The 18,107-nt window shown below is 67.0% G+C and carries 17 protein-coding genes; 14 read left to right on the forward strand and 3 right to left on the reverse strand.

What is annotated here, in order from left to right; translation table 11 throughout:
• Nucleotides 1-206: 206 nt before the first annotated feature.
• From hpnA to lpxB, 14 genes are all read left to right on the forward strand, one after another.
• The gene (hpnA, locus tag METLW3_RS0110145) at nt 207-1,247 is read left to right on the forward strand and encodes a hopanoid-associated sugar epimerase (RefSeq protein WP_348625816.1); all 1,041 of its coding nucleotides are present in this window, start codon (nt 207-209) and stop codon (nt 1,245-1,247) included.
• 66 nt (nt 1,248-1,313) lie between these two features.
• Nucleotides 1,314-1,652, forward strand: coding sequence for a hypothetical protein (locus METLW3_RS0110150; RefSeq protein WP_024879814.1), 339 nt, complete (start codon nt 1,314-1,316; stop codon nt 1,650-1,652).
• Nucleotides 1,649-2,932, forward strand: coding sequence for a glycosyltransferase (locus METLW3_RS0110155; protein WP_024879815.1), 1,284 nt, complete (start codon nt 1,649-1,651; stop codon nt 2,930-2,932). Before METLW3_RS0110150 ends, METLW3_RS0110155 begins: the two co-directional genes overlap by 4 nt.
• A 95-nt stretch (nt 2,933-3,027) precedes the next feature.
• Nucleotides 3,028-3,756 carry a UMP kinase gene (gene pyrH, locus METLW3_RS0110160; RefSeq protein WP_024879816.1) on the forward strand — a complete coding sequence of 243 codons (729 nt, stop codon included), beginning with the start codon at nt 3,028-3,030 and terminating at the stop codon, nt 3,754-3,756.
• A gap of 133 nt (nt 3,757-3,889) precedes the next feature.
• Nucleotides 3,890-4,450 carry a ribosome recycling factor gene (frr, locus tag METLW3_RS0110165; protein WP_024879817.1) on the forward strand — a complete coding sequence of 187 codons (561 nt, stop codon included), beginning with the start codon at nt 3,890-3,892 and terminating at the stop codon, nt 4,448-4,450.
• A gap of 73 nt (nt 4,451-4,523) precedes the next feature.
• Nucleotides 4,524-5,303: an isoprenyl transferase gene (locus METLW3_RS0110170; RefSeq protein WP_024879818.1), complete on the forward strand. Its 780-nt coding sequence runs from the start codon at nt 4,524-4,526 to the stop codon at nt 5,301-5,303.
• On the forward strand, nt 5,300-6,166 hold the full coding sequence (locus METLW3_RS0110175; protein WP_024879819.1) for a CDP-archaeol synthase: 867 nt from the start codon (nt 5,300-5,302) through the stop codon (nt 6,164-6,166). The genes METLW3_RS0110170 and METLW3_RS0110175 overlap by 4 nt, the downstream gene beginning before the upstream one ends.
• 10 nt (nt 6,167-6,176) lie before the next feature.
• The gene (gene dxr / locus METLW3_RS0110180; protein WP_024879820.1) at nt 6,177-7,421 is read left to right on the forward strand and encodes a 1-deoxy-D-xylulose-5-phosphate reductoisomerase; all 1,245 of its coding nucleotides are present in this window, start codon (nt 6,177-6,179) and stop codon (nt 7,419-7,421) included.
• A gap of 75 nt (nt 7,422-7,496) precedes the next feature.
• Nucleotides 7,497-8,639: an RIP metalloprotease RseP gene (rseP, locus tag METLW3_RS0110185; protein ID WP_024879821.1), complete on the forward strand. Its 1,143-nt coding sequence runs from the start codon at nt 7,497-7,499 to the stop codon at nt 8,637-8,639.
• A 351-nt stretch (nt 8,640-8,990) separates the two neighbouring features.
• Nucleotides 8,991-11,480, forward strand: a complete 2,490-nt coding sequence (gene bamA, locus METLW3_RS0110190; protein WP_024879822.1) for an outer membrane protein assembly factor BamA — start codon at nt 8,991-8,993, stop codon at nt 11,478-11,480.
• Between the two features lie 177 nt (nt 11,481-11,657).
• Nucleotides 11,658-12,701 carry a UDP-3-O-(3-hydroxymyristoyl)glucosamine N-acyltransferase gene (lpxD, locus tag METLW3_RS0110195; protein ID WP_024879823.1) on the forward strand — a complete coding sequence of 348 codons (1,044 nt, stop codon included), beginning with the start codon at nt 11,658-11,660 and terminating at the stop codon, nt 12,699-12,701.
• A gap of 77 nt (nt 12,702-12,778) precedes the next feature.
• Nucleotides 12,779-13,240 (forward strand): 3-hydroxyacyl-ACP dehydratase FabZ, encoded by a 462-nt coding sequence (gene fabZ / locus METLW3_RS0110200; protein WP_024879824.1) that lies wholly within the window; start codon nt 12,779-12,781, stop codon nt 13,238-13,240.
• 28 nt (nt 13,241-13,268) lie between these two features.
• The gene (gene lpxA, locus METLW3_RS0110205; protein ID WP_024879825.1) at nt 13,269-14,084 is read left to right on the forward strand and encodes an acyl-ACP--UDP-N-acetylglucosamine O-acyltransferase; all 816 of its coding nucleotides are present in this window, start codon (nt 13,269-13,271) and stop codon (nt 14,082-14,084) included.
• A 22-nt stretch (nt 14,085-14,106) separates the two neighbouring features.
• Entirely contained in the window at nt 14,107-15,249 is a 1,143-nt protein-coding gene (lpxB, locus tag METLW3_RS0110210; protein WP_084484888.1) for a lipid-A-disaccharide synthase, read from the forward strand.
• Nucleotides 15,250-15,462: 213 nt separating this feature from the next.
• On the opposite strand, the gene METLW3_RS0110215 is transcribed toward lpxB, so the two are convergent.
• The 3 genes from METLW3_RS0110215 to METLW3_RS0110225 form a co-directional block, all read right to left on the reverse strand.
• Nucleotides 15,463-16,980 carry a PAN domain-containing protein gene (locus METLW3_RS0110215; RefSeq protein ID WP_024879827.1) on the reverse strand — a complete coding sequence of 506 codons (1,518 nt, stop codon included), beginning with the start codon at nt 16,978-16,980 and terminating at the stop codon, nt 15,463-15,465.
• A 199-nt stretch (nt 16,981-17,179) separates the two neighbouring features.
• The gene (locus METLW3_RS28795; RefSeq protein WP_157096318.1) at nt 17,180-17,323 is read right to left on the reverse strand and encodes a hypothetical protein; all 144 of its coding nucleotides are present in this window, start codon (nt 17,321-17,323) and stop codon (nt 17,180-17,182) included.
• A 67-nt stretch (nt 17,324-17,390) separates the two neighbouring features.
• On the reverse strand, nt 17,391-18,035 hold the full coding sequence (locus METLW3_RS0110225; protein ID WP_024879828.1) for a hypothetical protein: 645 nt from the start codon (nt 18,033-18,035) through the stop codon (nt 17,391-17,393).
• Between the last annotated feature and the right edge of the window lie 72 nt (nt 18,036-18,107).

Below are 18,107 nucleotides of genomic sequence, written 5' to 3' on the forward strand. Positions count from 1 at the left end.
CGACGGAACAGGACGGCAGGCTCGGTTTTGACGGCGCATCAGATTTTCCAAGGCGACGACCTTTGCCGGGGTGACGACCTGCGGCGCGAGCGAGAGCTTGCGGCGGGGCTTGCTTTGGCGGACTCGCGCCCCAAATGCGTCGTGAGAGCGGCGCCTCCGGCGCCGGCGCAATGGAGCCTATCGACGTTTTGGCTATGACGAGCGACATGCGTGATATCGCCCTCGTCACCGGCGCGAGCGGTTTCATCGGAGGGGCCGTCGCCGCCCTGCTGCACGAGCAGGGCTTTCGCGTGCGCGCTTTCGTCCGGCCGACCAGCCCGCGCGCCAATCTCCGCCCGCAATATGAGATTTTCGAAGGCGATGTGACCGACCGCGAGAGCCTGCGCGCCGCGCTCACGGGCGTGCGCTATCTCTTCCATGTCGCCGCCGACTATCGCCTCTGGGCGCCCGATCCCCGCGTCGTCATGCGCACCAATCTCGACGGAACGCGCATCGTCATGGAGGAGGCTCTGCGCGCCGGCGTCGAGCGAATCGTTCATACGAGCAGCGTCGCGACGCTCGCGCCCGACGCCTCCGGCCTCTGCGACGAGACGCGTCGGCTCGCGGTCTGCGACCGGCTCGGCGCTTATAAGCGCAGCAAGCTCCTATCTGAGCGGCTCGTCGAGGATATGGTGGAGCGGCTGCAGCTGCCGGCCATTATAGTAAATCCCTCCGCGCCGCTCGGCCCAGGCGACGTCCGCCCGACGCCGACCGGCCGCATCGTCCTCGAGGCGATGCGCGGCAATATGCCGGCCTATGTCGACACCGGCCTCGCCGTGGTGCATGTCGCCGATGTCGCCGTCGGCCATCTCGCCGCTCTGCGCCAGGGGCGAATCGGCGAGCGCTATATTCTCGGCGGCGAGAATGTGGAGCTCTCCGAGCTGCTCGCCGAGGTGGCGACTCTTATCGGCGGCCGTCCGCCGCGCATGCGTCTGCCGCGCTGGCCGCTGCTGCCGCTCGCTCACGCCAATGAGGCGTTGGCGCGCCTCACAGGCCGTGAGCCTTTCCTCAATGTCGAGAGCCTGCGCCTCTCGGCGACGACCATGTTCTTCGACGATTCGAAGGCGCGCCGCGAGCTCGGCTATCGTTCGCGTCCCTATCGCCATGCGCTCGCCGATGCGGTCGAATGGTTCGGCGCGCGCGCCGCCGAGACGCGCGAGGCGCCGTCCGGCGCCCGCCGCGCGCCGGGTGGAGCGCCCGGCGAATAGGCGCTTGCGCGCGGCCGCGCGACGGGGCAATTCTCCGCGCGTGGCAGTTTTCATGACGAGCGTCGGATGATCATCGATCGGCGTCCGCCCGCGCGCGGAGCGGGACGGCGCGTGCTGTTCCTCATGCGTCTCGCTGCATCGGCGGCGGCGCTCTTATTTCCCGAGGCGGCTTTCCCGCAGGCGGCTCCTGGCTTCAATCTCTGCGTGCAGCCGGGGTCGCCCCCCTGCGTCTTCATGTCCGGCCAGCCGGCCGAAGCCTGCGGGGCAGAGGTCCAGGCCTATATCGCCTCGGTGTTCCATTATCGCGAATGTCTCGCCAAGGAGAGCGAGCGCGTGATTCGGGAATCCAACGACATTATCGACCATTGGCGATGCCGCGAGCGGGGCGAGCGGTGCCGCAAATGACGCGGCCCGTGGTCTATGACGTCACGCGACTCGTCACGCGCGCGCTCAATCCGACGCCCAATGGGATAGATCGGGTCGATTTCGCGCTGGCGCGGCATTTTCTCGCCGCCGGCGACAGCGTTGCGCTGGCCACTGCGGCGCTGGGGCCGCGGCTCGCCTCCGCGAAAGAGGCGCTGCAGACGCTCACCGACATAGAGACCTATTGGAACGAGTTTCTCGATCCGCGCGAGGACGCGGTGTTCGAGCGGCTCGTCGCGGCGCTCGGCGAAGCGCCTTCCGGCCAGCTCGGTGCGGCGCGGATTCGGCGGCGCGGATGGGGCGTCGTCCCGGAAAACTGGCGCGCCATGCGCCGCTGGGCCTTTCGCCTTGGCCGGCCCCCCTCCGAAGCGCCGAGGGACGCCATCTATGTGAACGCCAGCCAGTTCCCGGTCGACAAGAATTGGCATTTGCGCTGGCTCGAGTCCCGGCCGGACGTGAAGCCCGTGTTCTTCGTGCATGATCTGCTGCCGCTCGAGGCGCCGGAGCTTTTTCGCCCGGCGGAGCGCGACAAGCATCGCGTCGCCATGGGCAATATCTCGCGGCTTGCGGCGGGCGTCGTCGTCGGCTCGCAGGCGGTCGGGCGCCGCGTCGCCGATTTCGCACGCGGCCAGGGCAGGGCCGATCTGCCGATCTGCCTCGCCGGACTGCCGGTCGCTCCCGCCTTCGAGACGAAGGCGGCCGTCGATTCGCGCCTCGCTGATAAGACTTATTTCGTGCTCTGCGGGACGATCGAGCCGCGCAAGAATCACATGCTGCTGCTCAATGTCTGGCGCGAGCTCGCCGAGCGCGACGGGGAGGCGACGCCCAAGCTCGTCCTCGTCGGCAAGCGCGGCTGGCACAATGAGAATGTGCTCGACATGCTGGAGCGCTGCACGGCGCTGCGGCCGCATGTGATCGAGGTCTCAGGCCTGTCGACGCCGGCGTTGCGGGCTCTGCTCGCCGGCGCGAGGGCCGCGCTCGCGCCCTCTTTCGCGGAAGGATTCGGCCTGCCCATCGCCGAGGCCGCCGCTTGCGGCGCGCCGATCATCGCCTCTGACATAGAGACGTTTCGCGAGATCGCCGACGATACGCTCGATTATATCGATCCGCTCGACGGTCTCGGCTGGCGCGACGCCATTCTCGACTATAGCGCCCCCGATTCTCCGCGCCGCGCCGCGGCCTCGCGTCGAATCAAGGGATTCCCGCGCCGCGATGCGGCTTCTTTTTTCGAGACGATCGACGAATTCCTCCGCGCTTTGTGAGCGCCGCCGCTCCCGCGGCGCGGCGCGCCTTGCCGGAGCGGCGGCGGTTTCCTATTAAGGTCGAACAAAGGCCCACCAGCGAAAGAGAGGCGTCGATGACGGACCCTTCGAGCCCGCCGAAATGGAAGCGGGTCGTCGTCAAGCTCTCGGGCGAGGCGCTGATGGGCGACGCCCCGCACGGGCTGCATGCGCCGACATTGGAGCGCATCGCCAAGGATCTCGCCGCTTCCGCCGCGCTCGGCGCGCAGATCGCGGTCGTCGTCGGCGGCGGGAATTTCTTTCGCGGCATTCAAGGCGCCGACAAGGGCATAGAGCGCGCCCGCGCCGATTCGATCGGCATGCTGGCGACGGTGATGAACGGGCTCGCGCTCGAGCAGGCGATAGAGGCGCAGGGCCGCCAGGCGCGCGCGCTCTCGGCCGTGCCCATGCCCTCGCTCCTCGAATCCTATTCGCGGCGCGCGGCGCTGCATCATCTCGCCAAGGGCCGCGTCGTCATCGCCGCCGGCGGCACGGGCCTGCCTTTCTTCACCACCGACACCCCCGCCGTGGTGCGCGCCGCAGAGCTCTCGGCCGACGCCGTGCTGAAGGCGACTCAGGTCGATGGCGTCTACACCGCCGATCCCAAGCGCGACCCTTCGGCGCGGCGCTATGAGCAGCTGACCCATGACGAGGCCATCGCCAAAAACCTCGCCGTGATGGACACCGCCGCCTTCGCTCTTGCTCGCGAGAACAAGATTCCCATAATCGTCTTCTCCATCGCCGAGGCGGGCGCGATCCGCGCGGTGCTGGAAGGACGAGGGCGGGCCACCCATGTCGTTCCTTAGAGGACGACGCGCTCGGAATGCGGCCGGTGATTTCCGCCTCGGCGGATTATGTTCTATGAAACGCTCTGACCCCTGAGCCGGCGCGGCCCGCTCGTTCGAACCGACAGAACTTCACGAATAGGCAAAGTTTCCTATGGCTCAGACTTTCGATCTGCCCGAACTGAAACGCCGCATGCAGGGCGCGCTGGCGACCCTCAAGCACGAGCTCGGCGGGCTTCGCACCGGACGCGCTTCGGCGAGCCTGCTGGAGCCGATTCACGTCGAGGCCTATGGCCAGGCGACGCCGCTCAACCAAGTGGCGACGATCAGCGTGCCGGAATCGCGCATGCTGGCCGTGCAGGTGTGGGACAAGGGCCTCGTCGGCGCCGTCGACAAGGCGATTCGCGATTCGAATCTCGGCCTCTCGCCGACGATCGAGGGTCAGGTGCTGCGCATTCGCACGCCCGAGCTCAACGAGCAGCGCCGCAAGGAGCTGGTCAAGATCGCGCATAAATATGCCGAGGATGCGCGCGTCTCCGTCCGGCATGTGCGCCGCGACGGCCTCGACACATTGAAGAAGCTGCTGAAAGACCACGCTCTGCCCGAGGATGACGCCAAGCGTCACGAGGCCGAGGCGCAGAAGGCGACCGACGAGTCGGTGCGCGAGATCGACACCATTCTCGCGCAAAAAGAAAAAGAGATCATGCAAGTTTGATTTGTCTTTTCGATTTTCACGAGACGCCGGCCGGTCCGGTTCGAGCTCTCGAGTATGGCGCGGAACAAAAAAAATGGGAGACGGTGGAATATTGGAGCTGGGAGCGCCGGCCTTGGCGCCGAGATCCGCGCCGCGTCATGTCGCTTTGATCATGGACGGCAACGGTCGCTGGGCGGCCGCGCGAGGCCTGCCGCGATTCGAGGGTCACAGGCGTGGCGTCGACGCCCTGCGCAAGACAGTGCGCGCGGCGATCGAGCTCGGAGTGGATTATCTGACGGTCTATTCCTTTTCTGTGGAAAATTGGTCGCGTCCGCCCGAGGAGGTGCAGAGCCTGCTCGCGCTGCTGCATCGATTCATCCGCAATGATCTCGCCGAGCTGCAGGGCAATAATGTCCGCGTGAAGGTCATCGGCGCGCGCGAGGATCTCGCGGCCGAGATCGCCGCGCTCTTGCGCGAGGCCGAGCAGACGACCGCCGCCAACACCGGCCTCACCCTCGTCGTCGCCTTCAATTATGGCGCGCGGCAGGAGATCGCCGCGGCGGCGCGCGCGCTCGCCGAGGAGGTCGCCGCCGGTCGGCTGCGCCCGCAGGACGTAGACGCCGAGGCGATCGCCCGGCGCCTCGACACAGCGGACATGCCCGATCCGGACCTCATCATCCGCACCAGCGGCGAGCAGCGCCTGTCCAATTTCATGCTGTGGCAGGCCGCCTATGCGGAATTGCTGTTCGTGCCTGTCCATTGGCCGGACTTCAGCCGGGCGGATTTCGAGGCTGCGATCGACGAATATGCGCAGCGTGATCGGCGGTTCGGTGGCCTTGCGCCGGTCGATCGCAGAGCGAAGACCGCTTCATGAGCGAGCCTTCCGAGCCGCCCGCCGCCAAAGCCGGCGCGAAGGGCGGGCAATTCTCCGATCTCGGCCCCCGCATCGGCTCGGCGGCGGCGCTGATCGCGACCGCGGTTGTCGCGCTCTATGTCGGCGGCGACGCCTTCGCGCTGTTCTGGCTGCTCGCCGGCTTCGCCGTCTCCTGGGAGTGGCAGAGCATCGTCGGCGGCAAGATGGCGCTCGCGCGCTTCGCGCTCGGCGGCGCCTCGCTCGCCGGAGCGACGGCCTTCGCCGCCCATGGAGCCGGCCCGGCCGCGCTGGCCTCGCTCGTCTTCTTCTCGGCGATTCTCTCGATGCTGGCGGGGCCAGGGCGCAGGCTGTGGGCTCCGGCCGGGCTCCTCTACGCGGGCTCGCTGATCGTTTCCACCAATGTGCTGCGCCATTCTCCGGATTTCGGCGCCATCTCCATCGCCTGGCTGTTCGCCGTCGTCTGGGGCACCGATGTGATGGCCTATTTCGGCGGAAGGCTGATCGGCGGGCCGAAGCTGTGGCCGCGCGTCTCGCCCGGCAAGACCTGGTCGGGAACGCTGGTCGGCCTCGCCAGCGGCGCGCTCGCCGGAGTCGGCGTCGTCTATCTCAGCCGCTGGAGCGCGGCGGCGACCCTGCCGTTGTTTTTCGTCGGCATTGTCGCGGCGGCGCTGGCGCAGGCGGGGGATCTCTTCGAATCCTGGATCAAGCGCCGTTTCGGCGTGAAGGATTCGAGCCGGCTCATCCCCGGCCATGGCGGCGTGATGGATCGCGTCGACGGCTTCATCTTCGCCAGCGCCTTCGCGGCCATGCTCGGCGGTTTGCGCGGTCAGGAGTCCCTGGCCGCCGGCATTTTCATCTGGTAGGCGGCGTCACATGACGACAGGGACAGGATCGGAGCAGCTCGGGACACGGTCGCGCGGGCGGCCGCCGAAGCGAATCGCGCTGCTCGGCGCGACCGGGTCGATCGGGCGCTCCACCGTCGATCTGCTGATGCGCGACCCGGAAGGCTATTCCGTCGCGGCGATCGCCGGCGGGCGCGACCATGCCGCCCTGGCGCGGACCGCGCTGGCGTTGAAGGCCGAATTCGTCGCCATCCGCGACGAGGACGCCTATGCGGCGCTGAAAGAGGCGCTCTCCGGCACCAATATTCAGGTCGCCGCCGGACGCGAGGCCGTGATCGAGGCCGCGACGCGCGAGGCCGATCTCGTGGTCTCGGCCATCGTCGGCGCCGCCGGCGTCGAGCCGACCCATGCGGCGCTCACGCTCGGCCGCGTCGTCGCCCTCGCCAATAAGGAGTGCCTCGTTTGCGCCGGCGCGCCCTTCATGCGCACGGCGCATGACAAAAAGGCCAGGCTGCTGCCCATCGACAGCGAGCACAACGCCATTTTCCAGGCGCTCGGCGGCGAGGACGTCTCGCGAATCGAGAAAATGACCATCACCGCCTCCGGCGGCCCGTTCCGCACCTGGACCAGGGAAGCGATCGAGGCCGCGACGGTGGAGCAGGCGCTCAATCATCCCAATTGGGCGATGGGGCCGAAGAACACGATCGATTCGGCGAGCCTGATGAACAAAGGCCTCGAGCTGATCGAGGCGCATCATATTTTCGCCGTGCCGGCGGAAAAGCTCGACGTCATCGTGCATCCGCAATCCATCGTGCATGGGCTCGTCAGCTTTTCCGACGGCTCGGTCACGGCCGGGCTCGCCCGCCCGGACATGCGCGTGCCGATCGCTCATTGCCTCGCCTATCCCGAGCGAATCGAGACGCCTGCGCCGCGGCTCGATCTCGTCGCCCTCGGCGCGCTCACTTTCGAGAAGCCCGATCTCGGGCGTTTTCCGGCGCTCGCCCTCGCGCTCGACGCGCTGCGCGAGGGCGGGGGCCTGCCCACGGTGCTCAACGCCGCCAATGAGATCGCTGTCGAGGCGTTCCTTTCCGGCCGCATCGGCTTCTCCGGAATCGCCCGTGAGGTCGAGAAAGCTTTGGAGGCCGCGCTCAAGGACGGCACGGCGCGTGAGCCCTCCACCGTTGAGGACGCCCTCGATATTGACCATATTGTGAGAGAAAGATCGCGCGGCGCCTTGGCGATGAACCAGGCTTCGGGCATGTTAACGCTTCAGTAACCAAGAGGGCGAGGCCGCGTGGCGGACTCTTGGTGAGTAGCGTTTGCCAGGAGTATCGCTTTGCTGGACTTGCTCATGACGATCCTCATCTATGTCGTCCCCTTCGTCTTTGTGCTGACGATGGTGGTCTTCTTCCACGAGCTCGGCCATTTCCTCGTCGGCCGCTGGTGCGGGGTCAAGATCGACGCTTTCTCGATCGGCTTCGGGCCAGAGCTCTGGGCCTTCCACGATCGCTATGGCACGCGCTGGCGCGTGGCGGCGATTCCGCTCGGCGGCTATGTGAAGTTCCACGGCGACGCCAATGGCGCCAGCGTGCCCGATCCCGAGCGCATCGAAGCGATGCCGGAGGAGGAGCGCAAGGTCACTTTCTTCGGCCAGCCGGTGTGGAAACGCGCCGCGATCGTGGTGGCCGGGCCGCTCGCCAATTTCGTGCTGGCGATCGTCATCTTCACGCTTCTCTACGCCTCCTTCGGCCGCAATGTCCTGCTGCCCAAGGTCGCCGCCGTCCAGGCGGGCGGCGCCGCCGAGCAGGCCGGCTTCCAGAAGGGCGATCTCGTCCTCACCATAGACGGCGAGCCGATCGACAGTTTCGGCAAGATGCAGGAGATCGTCTCCGCCTCCACCGGCAAGCCGCTCAGCATCGTCGTCCGCCGCGCCGGCGAGGATGTGTCGCTGCAGGCGACCCCGCAATTGCGGGAGATCGAGACCGCGCTCGGCAAGACCAAGATCGGCATGATCGGCCTGCAGGCGAGCTCGGACCCCGCCGACCAGCGCGAGGAGCGCTTCGACGTCGGCCAGTCCTTCGTCCTCGCGGTCAATGAGACCTGGACGATCATCGGGCGGACCGCCTCCTATCTCGGCGGCCTCGTCGTCGGCCGCGAGGCGACCGACCAATTGTCCGGCCCGATCGGCATTGCGCAGGTCTCCGGCCAAATGGCCAAGGCGATCGACAAAGTGGGCGTCGGCCCGCTGTTCAATCTCATCGCGATCCTGTCGATCTCGATCGGCCTGCTCAATCTTGCGCCGGTGCCGCTCCTCGACGGCGGACATCTGCTCTTTTATCTGATCGAGGCCGCGCGCGGCCGCGCGCTCGCGGAACGTACGCAAGAATACGCGTTCCGAGTCGGGCTCGCCATGGTGTGCACCTTGATGGTGTTCTCCACCTATAATGACCTCGCCAGGTTGCTGCGCCGCTTCACCGGCGCAGGGGTCGACTGACCAGCTTCGTGTCTCGTCCTTTTCTCCCCACTGAAATTCGGGGCGAATTGGTCGAGACCGGCGGTTATGACCGCTTTTCGCCATCATTCTGGGGAGGATCGCTCATGGGACTCGCGGCCTGCGCCGCGGGTTCCCGACGTTAACGCGACGCTGACCATAAAAAGTGGCTTCGCGGCAACGGGCCGGGCAAAACGGGGAAACTCGTGGCGTTCGGCATTTGCAGTAAACGGTAAACCTTGTAGAAGGTGAACATCGGATCGGACGGCGTGCGGTAGCGTGCGTGCGTTGTCCCAGTTCGTGAGCCGCGCCGCTTTCGGCGGGCGACGGCGCGACGAGGACTTAGGATTGACAATGCGGTCCATCGAGGCTTTTCGGAATCGTTCCTATCTCTTGGCAGCCGTGGTATCGGCGGTCCTCGGCTTCTCTCTTCCTTCTTTTGCTCAGGATATCGTCGTCGTCGGCAACGCCCGCGGCGATTCCGACGTGATCCGCTCCTATTTCTCCGGCACCAGCCCGGAGGAGGTCGAGAAGGGGCTCGAAGCGCTGCGCAACAGCGGCCGCTTCGCCAATGTGAGCGCCACCCACGAGAAGGGACGCGTGGTCATCCACGTGTCGGAGACCAATCTCATCAATCGCGTCGTCTTCGAGGGCAACAGCAAGGTCAAGACCGACACGCTGACCTCGGAAGTGCGCACGCGCGCGCATGGCTCCTTCAATCAGACCGTCGTGCAGCAGGACATTGCGCGCCTGCTTGAGATCTACAAGCGCTCGGGCCGCGCCGCCGCCAAGATCACCTATCGCACCGTGCAGCTGCCCAATGGCCGCATCGATGTGGTGTTCACGGTGGAGGAGGGCGACAAGACCGGCGTCAAGGACATCAAATTCGTCGGCAACACCGTCTACTCGACCGGGCGGCTCGTCGATCTGATGGAAACGACGGAGATGAACTTCCTGTCGTTCATCAAGACGAGCGACGTCTACGACCCCGACCGCATCGCCTCCGACCTCGAATTGGTGCGCCGCTTCTATCTGAAGAATGGTTACGCCGACTTCCATGTCGTCAGCTCCGACGCCGTGTTCGATCCGGCCCAGGGCGGCTATGTCATCACGGTCGTCGTCGAGGAGGGGCCGCAGTATCGCGTCTCCAATGTCGACGTCGAATCGCATCTGCCCGATATCGATCCGGCTTCTCTGCAGCCCTATCTGCGTCTCTCGCCCGGCGACGTCTATAATGGCGACGCGGTGGAGAAGACGGTCGAATCGCTGACGCGCGAGATCGCCAAGAAGGGCTACGCCTTCTCGCAGGCGCGCCCGCGCGGCGAGCGCAATCCCGCCGCTCAGACGGTGGCGATCCGCTTCGTCGTCGACGAGGGTCCGCGCGTCTATATCGAGCGCATCAATATTCGCGGCAACACGCGCACGCGCGATTACGTCATTCGCCGCGAGTTCGAGATCGGCGAGGGCGACGCCTATAATCGCGTGCTGATCGATCGCGCCGAACGTCGTCTCAACGGCCTCGGCTTCTTCAAGAAGGTCCGCGTCACCAACGAGCCGGGCTCGGCTGCCGATCGCGTTGTCGTGAATGTGGACGTCGAGGATCAGGCGACCGGCAATTTCGGCGTGTCGGGCGGCTATTCGACGACGGAAGGCTTCATCGGCGAAGTTTCCGTGTCGGAGAGCAACTTCCTCGGCCGCGGCCAGGCGACGCGCCTCTCGGTGCAGGCCGGCCAGCGCGCCCGCGGCGTGTCCTTCAGCTTCACCGAGCCTTACTTCCTCGATCAGCGATTCTCGGCGGGCTTCGATCTCTTCGCAAAGAAGTCGGACGCCTATAATTACTCCTACTACAGCACGACCTCGATCGGCGGCACGCTGCGCTTCGGCATTCCGATCACCGACGAGGTCAGCCTTTCGCCGCGCTATTCGATCTACACCACGACCATCTCCATCCCCAACGACAGCAACCGGCCCTACAACGACTGTCAGGTGCCGCTGCCGGGCTATACGCCGGGATATGGGTATATCTACGCGCCGACGCAGGCCGATCTCAGCATTCTCTACAATTGTCAGTCCAATGGCGAGGCCTCGCTGGCCATCAAGGAATCGGTTGGAACACGTCTGACCTCGCTCGTCGGCTACACGCTGGCCTATAATTCGCTGGATAACTTCCGTAATCCGAAGAACGGCATCCACTCGCAGCTGTCGCAGGACATCGCCGGCCTCGGCGGGGACAGCCGCTACGTGCGCACGACGGGCGATCTGCGCTATTTCCACGAGATTCCTTTCGTGGACGATGTGGTCGGCATCGCGCGCGTGCAGGGCGGCAATATGTTCGCGCTCGGCGACTATAAGATGCGAGTGATGGACAATTTCAATCTCGGCCCGACGTTGGTGCGCGGCTTCGCGCCCGGCGGCCTCGGCCCGCGCGATATTTCCAATTGGACCAGCTCGCGCGGCAACTCGCTCGGCGGCAGCAATTATATCGGCGGCTCGCTCGAGGTGCAGTTCCCGATCTGGGGGCTGCCGAAGGACATCGGCCTGCGCGGCGCGCTGTTCGCCGACGCCGGCACGCTGTGGGGCTACAAAGGCCAGACCAACTTCAGCGATTCTTTGTATGGCGTCGCCAACCTGCCCTGCGTCTATCCCTACACTGCCCCCACCTATGGCCAGGGCTCTTGCATCACCGTCTCGGGTGACAAGGCGCAGATCCGCTCCTCGGTCGGCGCCTCGGCGCTGTGGCAGTCGCCGCTCGGGCCGATCCGCTTCGACTATGCGGTCGTGCTGTCCAAGGCCTATGGCGACATTACGCAGCGCTTCCGCTTCTCCGGCGGCACTAATTTCTAAACGCGTCGCGCTGGCGCGCGACCGACACAGCGACTAGAATTTGCGATCCCCGAGCGGCGAGACCCGCCGCTCGGGGATCGTTTTCGTCGAGGACGCCGGAATGGCCTCGGGCCGGCCGGCGTTCTCCTTGCGTTTTTCGTCCCGGCCGCGGCCGGGCGCGACGGGGAGGAGCGAGGCATGGGCGCCGCCGGGTTTTTCCGCCTCGACCGGCCGCTGACGCCGGCGGAGGTCGCCGAGATCGCCGGCGCGCGCCTTCACGAGGCCGGATCGGGCGTGCAGGAAATCATCGTCGGCGTCGCGCCGCTCGATCTGGCGCGGCCGGGCGAGCTCGCCTTCTATGATCGCAGACGCTATGCGTCGGCGCTGCGTCTCTGCCGCGCCACCGCCTGCCTGTTGCGCGCGCGCGATCTCGACTCGCTGCCGAGCCGCGTCATTCCGCTGGTGACGTCCGAGCCGCACAAAGCCATGGCGAGAGTCATGGCGCGGCTGTTTCCAGATTCGCTGCGGCCGCAGTCGCTATTCTCGGCGAGCGGCGTCTCGCCCGGCGCGATCATCCACCCGACGGCGCGGCTGGAGCCGGGCGTCTCGGTCGACCCCGGCGCCGTCATCGGCCCGCGCGCGGAGATCGGCTCGGGCAGCGTGATCGGCCCGCAGGCGGTGATCGGCCCGGATGTGCGCATCGGGCGCGACTGCTCCATCGGCGCCAATGTCAGCGTCATTTGCGCGCTCATCGGCGACCGCGTCATCCTTCATCCGGGGGCGCGGCTCGGCCAGGATGGCTTCGGCTTCGCGCTTTCGCCGGAGGGCCATGTGAAGGCGCCGCAGATCGGCCGCGTCATCGTGCAGGACGATGTGGAGATCGGCGCCAATACGACGATCGACCGGGGCGCGACGCGCGACACCATCATCGGGGAAGGGACGAAGATCGACAATCTGGTCCAGATCGGCCACAACGTGGTGATCGGCCGCGACTGCGTCATCGTCGCGCAATCGGGACTTGCCGGCTCCTGCGAGCTCGGCGACTTCGTCGCCCTGGGCGGCCAATCGGCGATCGGCGGCCATATCACCATCGGCGAGGGCGCGCAGATCGCCGCCAAATCCGGCGTGACCCGCGACGTGCCGGCCGGCGCGCGCTGGAGCGGCGCGCCGGCGCGTCCCGTGCGGCGCCATTTGCGTGGCGAGCTTCTGCTCGATCGTCAATCCCGCCGCGAGGCGAGGTAAACCGGCGCCAGACGCCGGAGGAATGAGAGACGGGCCGGCGGGAGAGAGACGCCCGGACCCGGAGGGGAGAAAAGAAAATGAGTGAAGAAACAACGGCCGACGCGCCGGAAACCCTCGGCGTCCATCAGATTTTGGAGCTGCTGCCGCACCGTTATCCGTTTCTGCTCGTCGATCGCATCATCGATATTCGCGGCGACGAGAGCGGCGTCGGCCTGAAGAACGTCACTTTCAACGAGCCTCAGTTTCAGGGCCATTTCCCCGAGAATCCGGTGTTTCCGGGCGTGCTGATGGTGGAGGCCATGGCGCAGACGGCGGGCGCCATCGCTGCTCGCATGCAGCCGAAGGGCTCGACTCGCAAGGTCTTCTTCACGACGATCGACAAAGCGAAATTTCGCCGTCCGGTGACGCCCGGCGACCGTCTCGAGTTCCATGTCGTCAAAAAGGCCCGCAAGCGCAACATTTATTGGTACGCCTGCCGGGCGCTGGTGGATGGCGCGCTGGTCTGCGAGGCGGAGCTGAGCGTGATGATCGGCGCCTGAGCGCCGCCGCATCGCCCGGATGGGCCTCATGACATCGAGCGCGCGCATCCATCCTTCCGCTGTCGTCGAGGCCGGCGCGCGCCTCGGCGAGGGCGTCGTCATCGGGCCATTCTGCCATATCGGCGGCGAGGTCGAGCTCGGCGCCGGGGCGCGCCTCCTCTCGCATGTGGTTTTGGCTGGGCGCACGCGCATCGGCCCGGATGCGGAAATCCACCCTTTCGCCGCGCTCGGCGCCGCCGCGCAGGATTTGAAATCCCGCGGCCTGCCGGGGGCGCTCGTCATCGGCCGCGGCTGCCTCGCGCGCGAGGGCGTCACCATCAACGCCGGAACGCCAGCGGGCGGCGGCGAGACGCGCATCGGCGACGATTGCGCCTTTCTCGCCTATTCCCATGTCGGCCATGATTGCGCGATCGGCGATGGCGTCGCGCTCTCCAATAATGTGCTGCTCGGCGGCCATGTCCGCATCGGCGATCATGCGGCGATCGGCGGCGCGACGGTCGTGCATCAGCGCGTGCGCATCGGCGCGCATAGTTTCGTCGCCGGCCTCTCGGGCCTCGAGGGCGATCTTATTCCCTTCGGCCTCGCGGGCGGCAATCGCGCGCATTTGTTCGGCCTCAATCTCGTCGGCCTGCGCCGGCGCGGCTTTTCCGACGCCCGCCTCGCTCTTCTGCGCCAGGCGTTTCGCCGTTTGTTCCCGCAGGAGACGGGCGCGGAGGTGCTGGCCGAGCGCGTCGAAACCGTCGCTCGGGATTTTGCCGGCGCCGAGGATGTCGAGTCGCTGATCGCCTTTCTGCGCGCCGAGCGGGAGCGGCCGCTCTGCGCGCCGCGCCCGGCGCGGGGCTAGGGCGGTGGCAAGGCCCGGCCATGTGTTTCTCATTGCCGGGGAAGCCTCCGGCGATCTCCTCGGCGCGCTGCTGATGCGCGCGCTGCGCGCCGAGCAGCCGGATATTCGCTTTTCCGGCCTCGGCGGCGAGGCGATGGCGCGCGAAGGGCTCGCGAGCCTGTTTCCCATTGGCGATATCGCCGTCATGGGCCTGGTTCCCGTGCTGCGCCTCCTGCCGAGGCTGCTGGAGCGCATAGACCGAACGGCGCGGGCGGTCGTGGAGGCGCAGCCCGATTGCCTCGTGCTGATCGATGCGCCGGACTTCACGCATCGCGTCGCGCGGCGGGTGCGGCGCGCGCGGCCGGAACTGCCGATCCTCGATTATGTGAGCCCGACGGTCTGGGCCTGGCGGCCGGGACGGGCGCGGGCGATGCGCGCCTATATCGACGAGGTGCTGGCCGTGCTGCCCTTCGAGCCGGCGGCGCATCTGCGGCTCGGCGGCCCGGCCTGCGTCCATGTCGGTCATCCGCTGCTCGATTGTCTCGACGCGCTGACGCCATCCGCCGCCGAGCTGGCGGCGCGGGAGGAGGAGAGGCCGCTGCTGCTCGTCCTGCCGGGCTCGCGCCGCGCCGAGGTCGCGCGGCTCATGCCGGCTTTCGGCGAAACATTGGCGATGCTCGCCGCGCGTTGTGGGCCGCTGGACGTCGGCCTGCCCGTCGTGCCGCATGTCGCGGAAGAAATCGAAGCGCGCCTCGCCGGCTGGCCGCTGCGGCCGCGGCTCCTTTCGCAGGAGGAGAAGCCGGCGGCTTTCCGCCGGGCGCGCGCGGCGCTGGTCGCCTCGGGCGCGGCGACCTTGGAGCTGGCGCTCGCCGGCGTTCCCATGGTCGTCGCCTATAAGGTCGCGCCGATCGAATGGCCGCTGCGCGTGCTCATCAGCGTCGACAGCATCGTGCTGCCCAATCTGGTGCTCGGCGAGCGGCTCATTCCCGAATTTCTGCAGCAAGGCGCGGAGCCCATGGCGCTCGCGGCGGCGCTGGAGCCGCTTCTGCGCGGCGGCGCCGAGCGCGCGGCGCAATCGAGCGGTCTTGCACGCGTGCGCGAGCGTATGCTGGCGGATGGGCGCAGCCCGAGCGCGCGCGCCGCTGAGCGCGTGCTCGCATGGATGGACGGACGGGCGCACGGCTGAGCGGCGCAAATAAAATAGGGGAGGCCGCGCTTCCGGACGCGTGACCTCCCCGCAATATGTAAAACGTATCGACCAGCAACAACGCTCGAGCATTAGCTCCGCTCCGCCGCCGCTGCATCCCCCATTTGGGATAGATCGCGCAAAGTTCGCGAGTAGAGCCTCGTCGTAACCGTCTCGTCCTGCTCTTTCGGGAGCGAATAACGCCGTCTCGAGCTATTCCTGACGCTTGCCGCCGCTGTCGGCCAGCTCATTGGAAAAATACTCTCCCGTCGACGTGAACAAATGACAGGCGCTCTCGTCGAGACGGAAAGTGAAAGCGACGCAGGCGTCTTCTTCGCGGCAGGCGGCCTCGCAGGCCTCGGGACCTTCGACGGACGCCGTCTTATAGCCGGCGCCGGGGAAGGCCTTGGAGGGGTAGCGCTCCATGGCGAGCGCGCCGGAGGGCGCGCGCGGGACGCGGATATCCTCGCGCAAGCTGCTGGTCATGCGCGGATTGAGCGTGAAAGCGACGGCCGCGGATTTGAGGCGGCAGATGCGATTCCAGCGATCGAAGGAATAGGCCCGGCAATCGGCGCGGCCGCGGCAGGCGGCGACGCAGGCGGGCTGATCGAGCTTGCGCAAAGTGGCGAGCGTCGGCCCCACGAGGTCGCGATTGTCGAAGCCGCGAAAAGCGGCGGGCTTTTGCAGGCCGATGACGGCGGACGGAAGCCGCTCGGGCTCCTCCTCCGGCGTGAGCGCTGCGGCTTCCGAGACTTCGGCTTGCGGCGCATTTTGCGGCAAAGCGGCGATCGGCTCTTTCGCCGGCGGCTCAGATGGCGATCGCGCGACAGGCGCCGGGCTGCTCGGCGCGAGAGAACCATCCGATCCAGCGGGATCGGATGGTTCTCTCGCATTCTTTCGTTGGAGCGAATTCTGATCGATCGAACGATTCCGTTCGATCGGAAAGCGCTCGACCGCGTCGATCTTGGCGCGCGCGAGCTCAGGATCGGCGGCGATCGCATGCGCGATCACATAGGTTTTGTCTTCTCGGAGAAGCGCCGCGAGCGCCTCCTCGCGCGCCCGGCTCGCTGCGAGATCGCCGAGCGCCGCGCGGGCGCGCATTTCCAGCTCGCTCGCGGAGGCGTCCAGATGCGCGAGCGCCGCGCGCAGCTCGGGCGGCGTCGCCGCCGATCGCCGCGCCCATTGCGCCGCGCCGATGATGGCGGCGAAAAGGACGAGCGCTGTGACGAGAAGGGCGCGCCCGCGGCGGCGTGGCGCCGGAGGCGCGGCGGCGAGAGCGGCCGCCGTCTCCGCCGCCCTTTGCGCGGCGCGTCGTTGAGCCTCGGCGAGGCGCTGCTCCAATTCCTGGATATGGCGGGCGCCTTCGTCGAGGCGCTGCTCCAGCTCCTGCGATCGCGCATCGGCTTCGGAGCTTTCGCTCGGCGGGCTCGGCGGCTCCAGCCGCCGCGCGCCGCGCTCCAGCCAGATCTCGAACAGTGTGGAGAGGTTCGGCTTGGGCGTGGAAATTCCGCGCCTCTCGCGATCGAGCCAGGCGTCGAAATCGCGGGCGAAAGCGGCGAGCACATTGTCGATCGTCGTCTGCTCACGCGCGGCGCGCTGCTCGTAATGCCGGCGCGCGTCGCGCAGCATCGTCGCGCATTCCTCGCGATATTGCGCCTCGACCTCGTCCCATGAACGTCGCGCGTCGGGGGCGCTCGCCTCGCGCCGCGCCAAATCGTTCACAGCCCCCATCGTCGTCTCCCGCTTCGTGCTCTCGGCCGCTGCGCGGTCGTTCGATCACGTTCGGTTTCTAATACGGATTTGCAGCGCTCGTCCAAATCATGCGCCGTCGTCGCGGCGGCGACGACGGAGTTCACGGCCGGTCCCTTGGGACACGGGGGATTTTGCCGCGCGCGGGGCGGGGGCGTTTCGCTCATGACGAATGATCCGATCATGGCGAATCGCGCAAGATGCGATTCTGCGATTCGCCGGGGCTGAAATCGATGATTGAAACGCAGTGACCAAAAGCACGCGCAGGGCGAAAAATGATTGCGTGAATCGAGAGGCGAACGTCGCCATTGGCGGCGACGAACATGTCAATTTCGAGTCGCGCGCTCGCTCCCGTGCAACTTACGGAAAAGCCGAGGCTGGCAGATCGATGATCACGCGCGCAGGACGGCGCGGCCGGAGCGAATGGCGGAGACGATGCGAACGACGACCTCCGAGCCCGCGCGGCTGCGCGCATCGAATTCCGTCGCCGCCTCCGGCGTCAATATGTCGAGATAGGACTCGGCGACGCGCAGCTTCTCGCTCATCGTGGGATCGACATAGCCGAGCGCGAAGGAGCGCGCGGGCGTGCGCCCGGCGACGACGGTCGCATGATCGTCGGTGACGAGATGGCTCGCATAGAGGGAGCCGCCGATCTCGCAGCGGCCGGCGCTCGAGCTGTTGAAGACCGCGCCTTCCACGCGCAGATCGCCGCGCACCACCACCTCGGCGCCGCCGAGCGTGACCGTGCGCGCTCTGAGATTGCCGCGCGCCAGCACGAAGGCCGCCGAGCCGTCGAAGGAATTATCCATGAGATCGCCGTCGATCGTCATATCGCCATCGACGACGAGCCCCGCGATCTTGTCGCACCACATCCATTGATAGAGTTCTATGTCGCCGACATAGGCGAAATCGCCCGCGCAATAGGCGATGCGGAAAGTGGAGAGATCGAAGAGGCCGAGGCTGATCTCGCGATCGAAGCGCAGCTTCTGGCGCGCCTCCTCGAAAGAGAGCAATTCATAAGACCCCGTCTCGATCATTTCCGCCTCCTCGTTTGGTGAGGAGACAATGGCGGGAGCGGAGCCGGAAAGCTGTGCGTGAGCGCACAAGAC

The sequence above is a fragment of the Methylosinus sp. LW3 genome, from assembly GCF_000527115.1.
Classification (GTDB): Bacteria; Pseudomonadota; Alphaproteobacteria; order Rhizobiales; family Beijerinckiaceae; genus Methylosinus.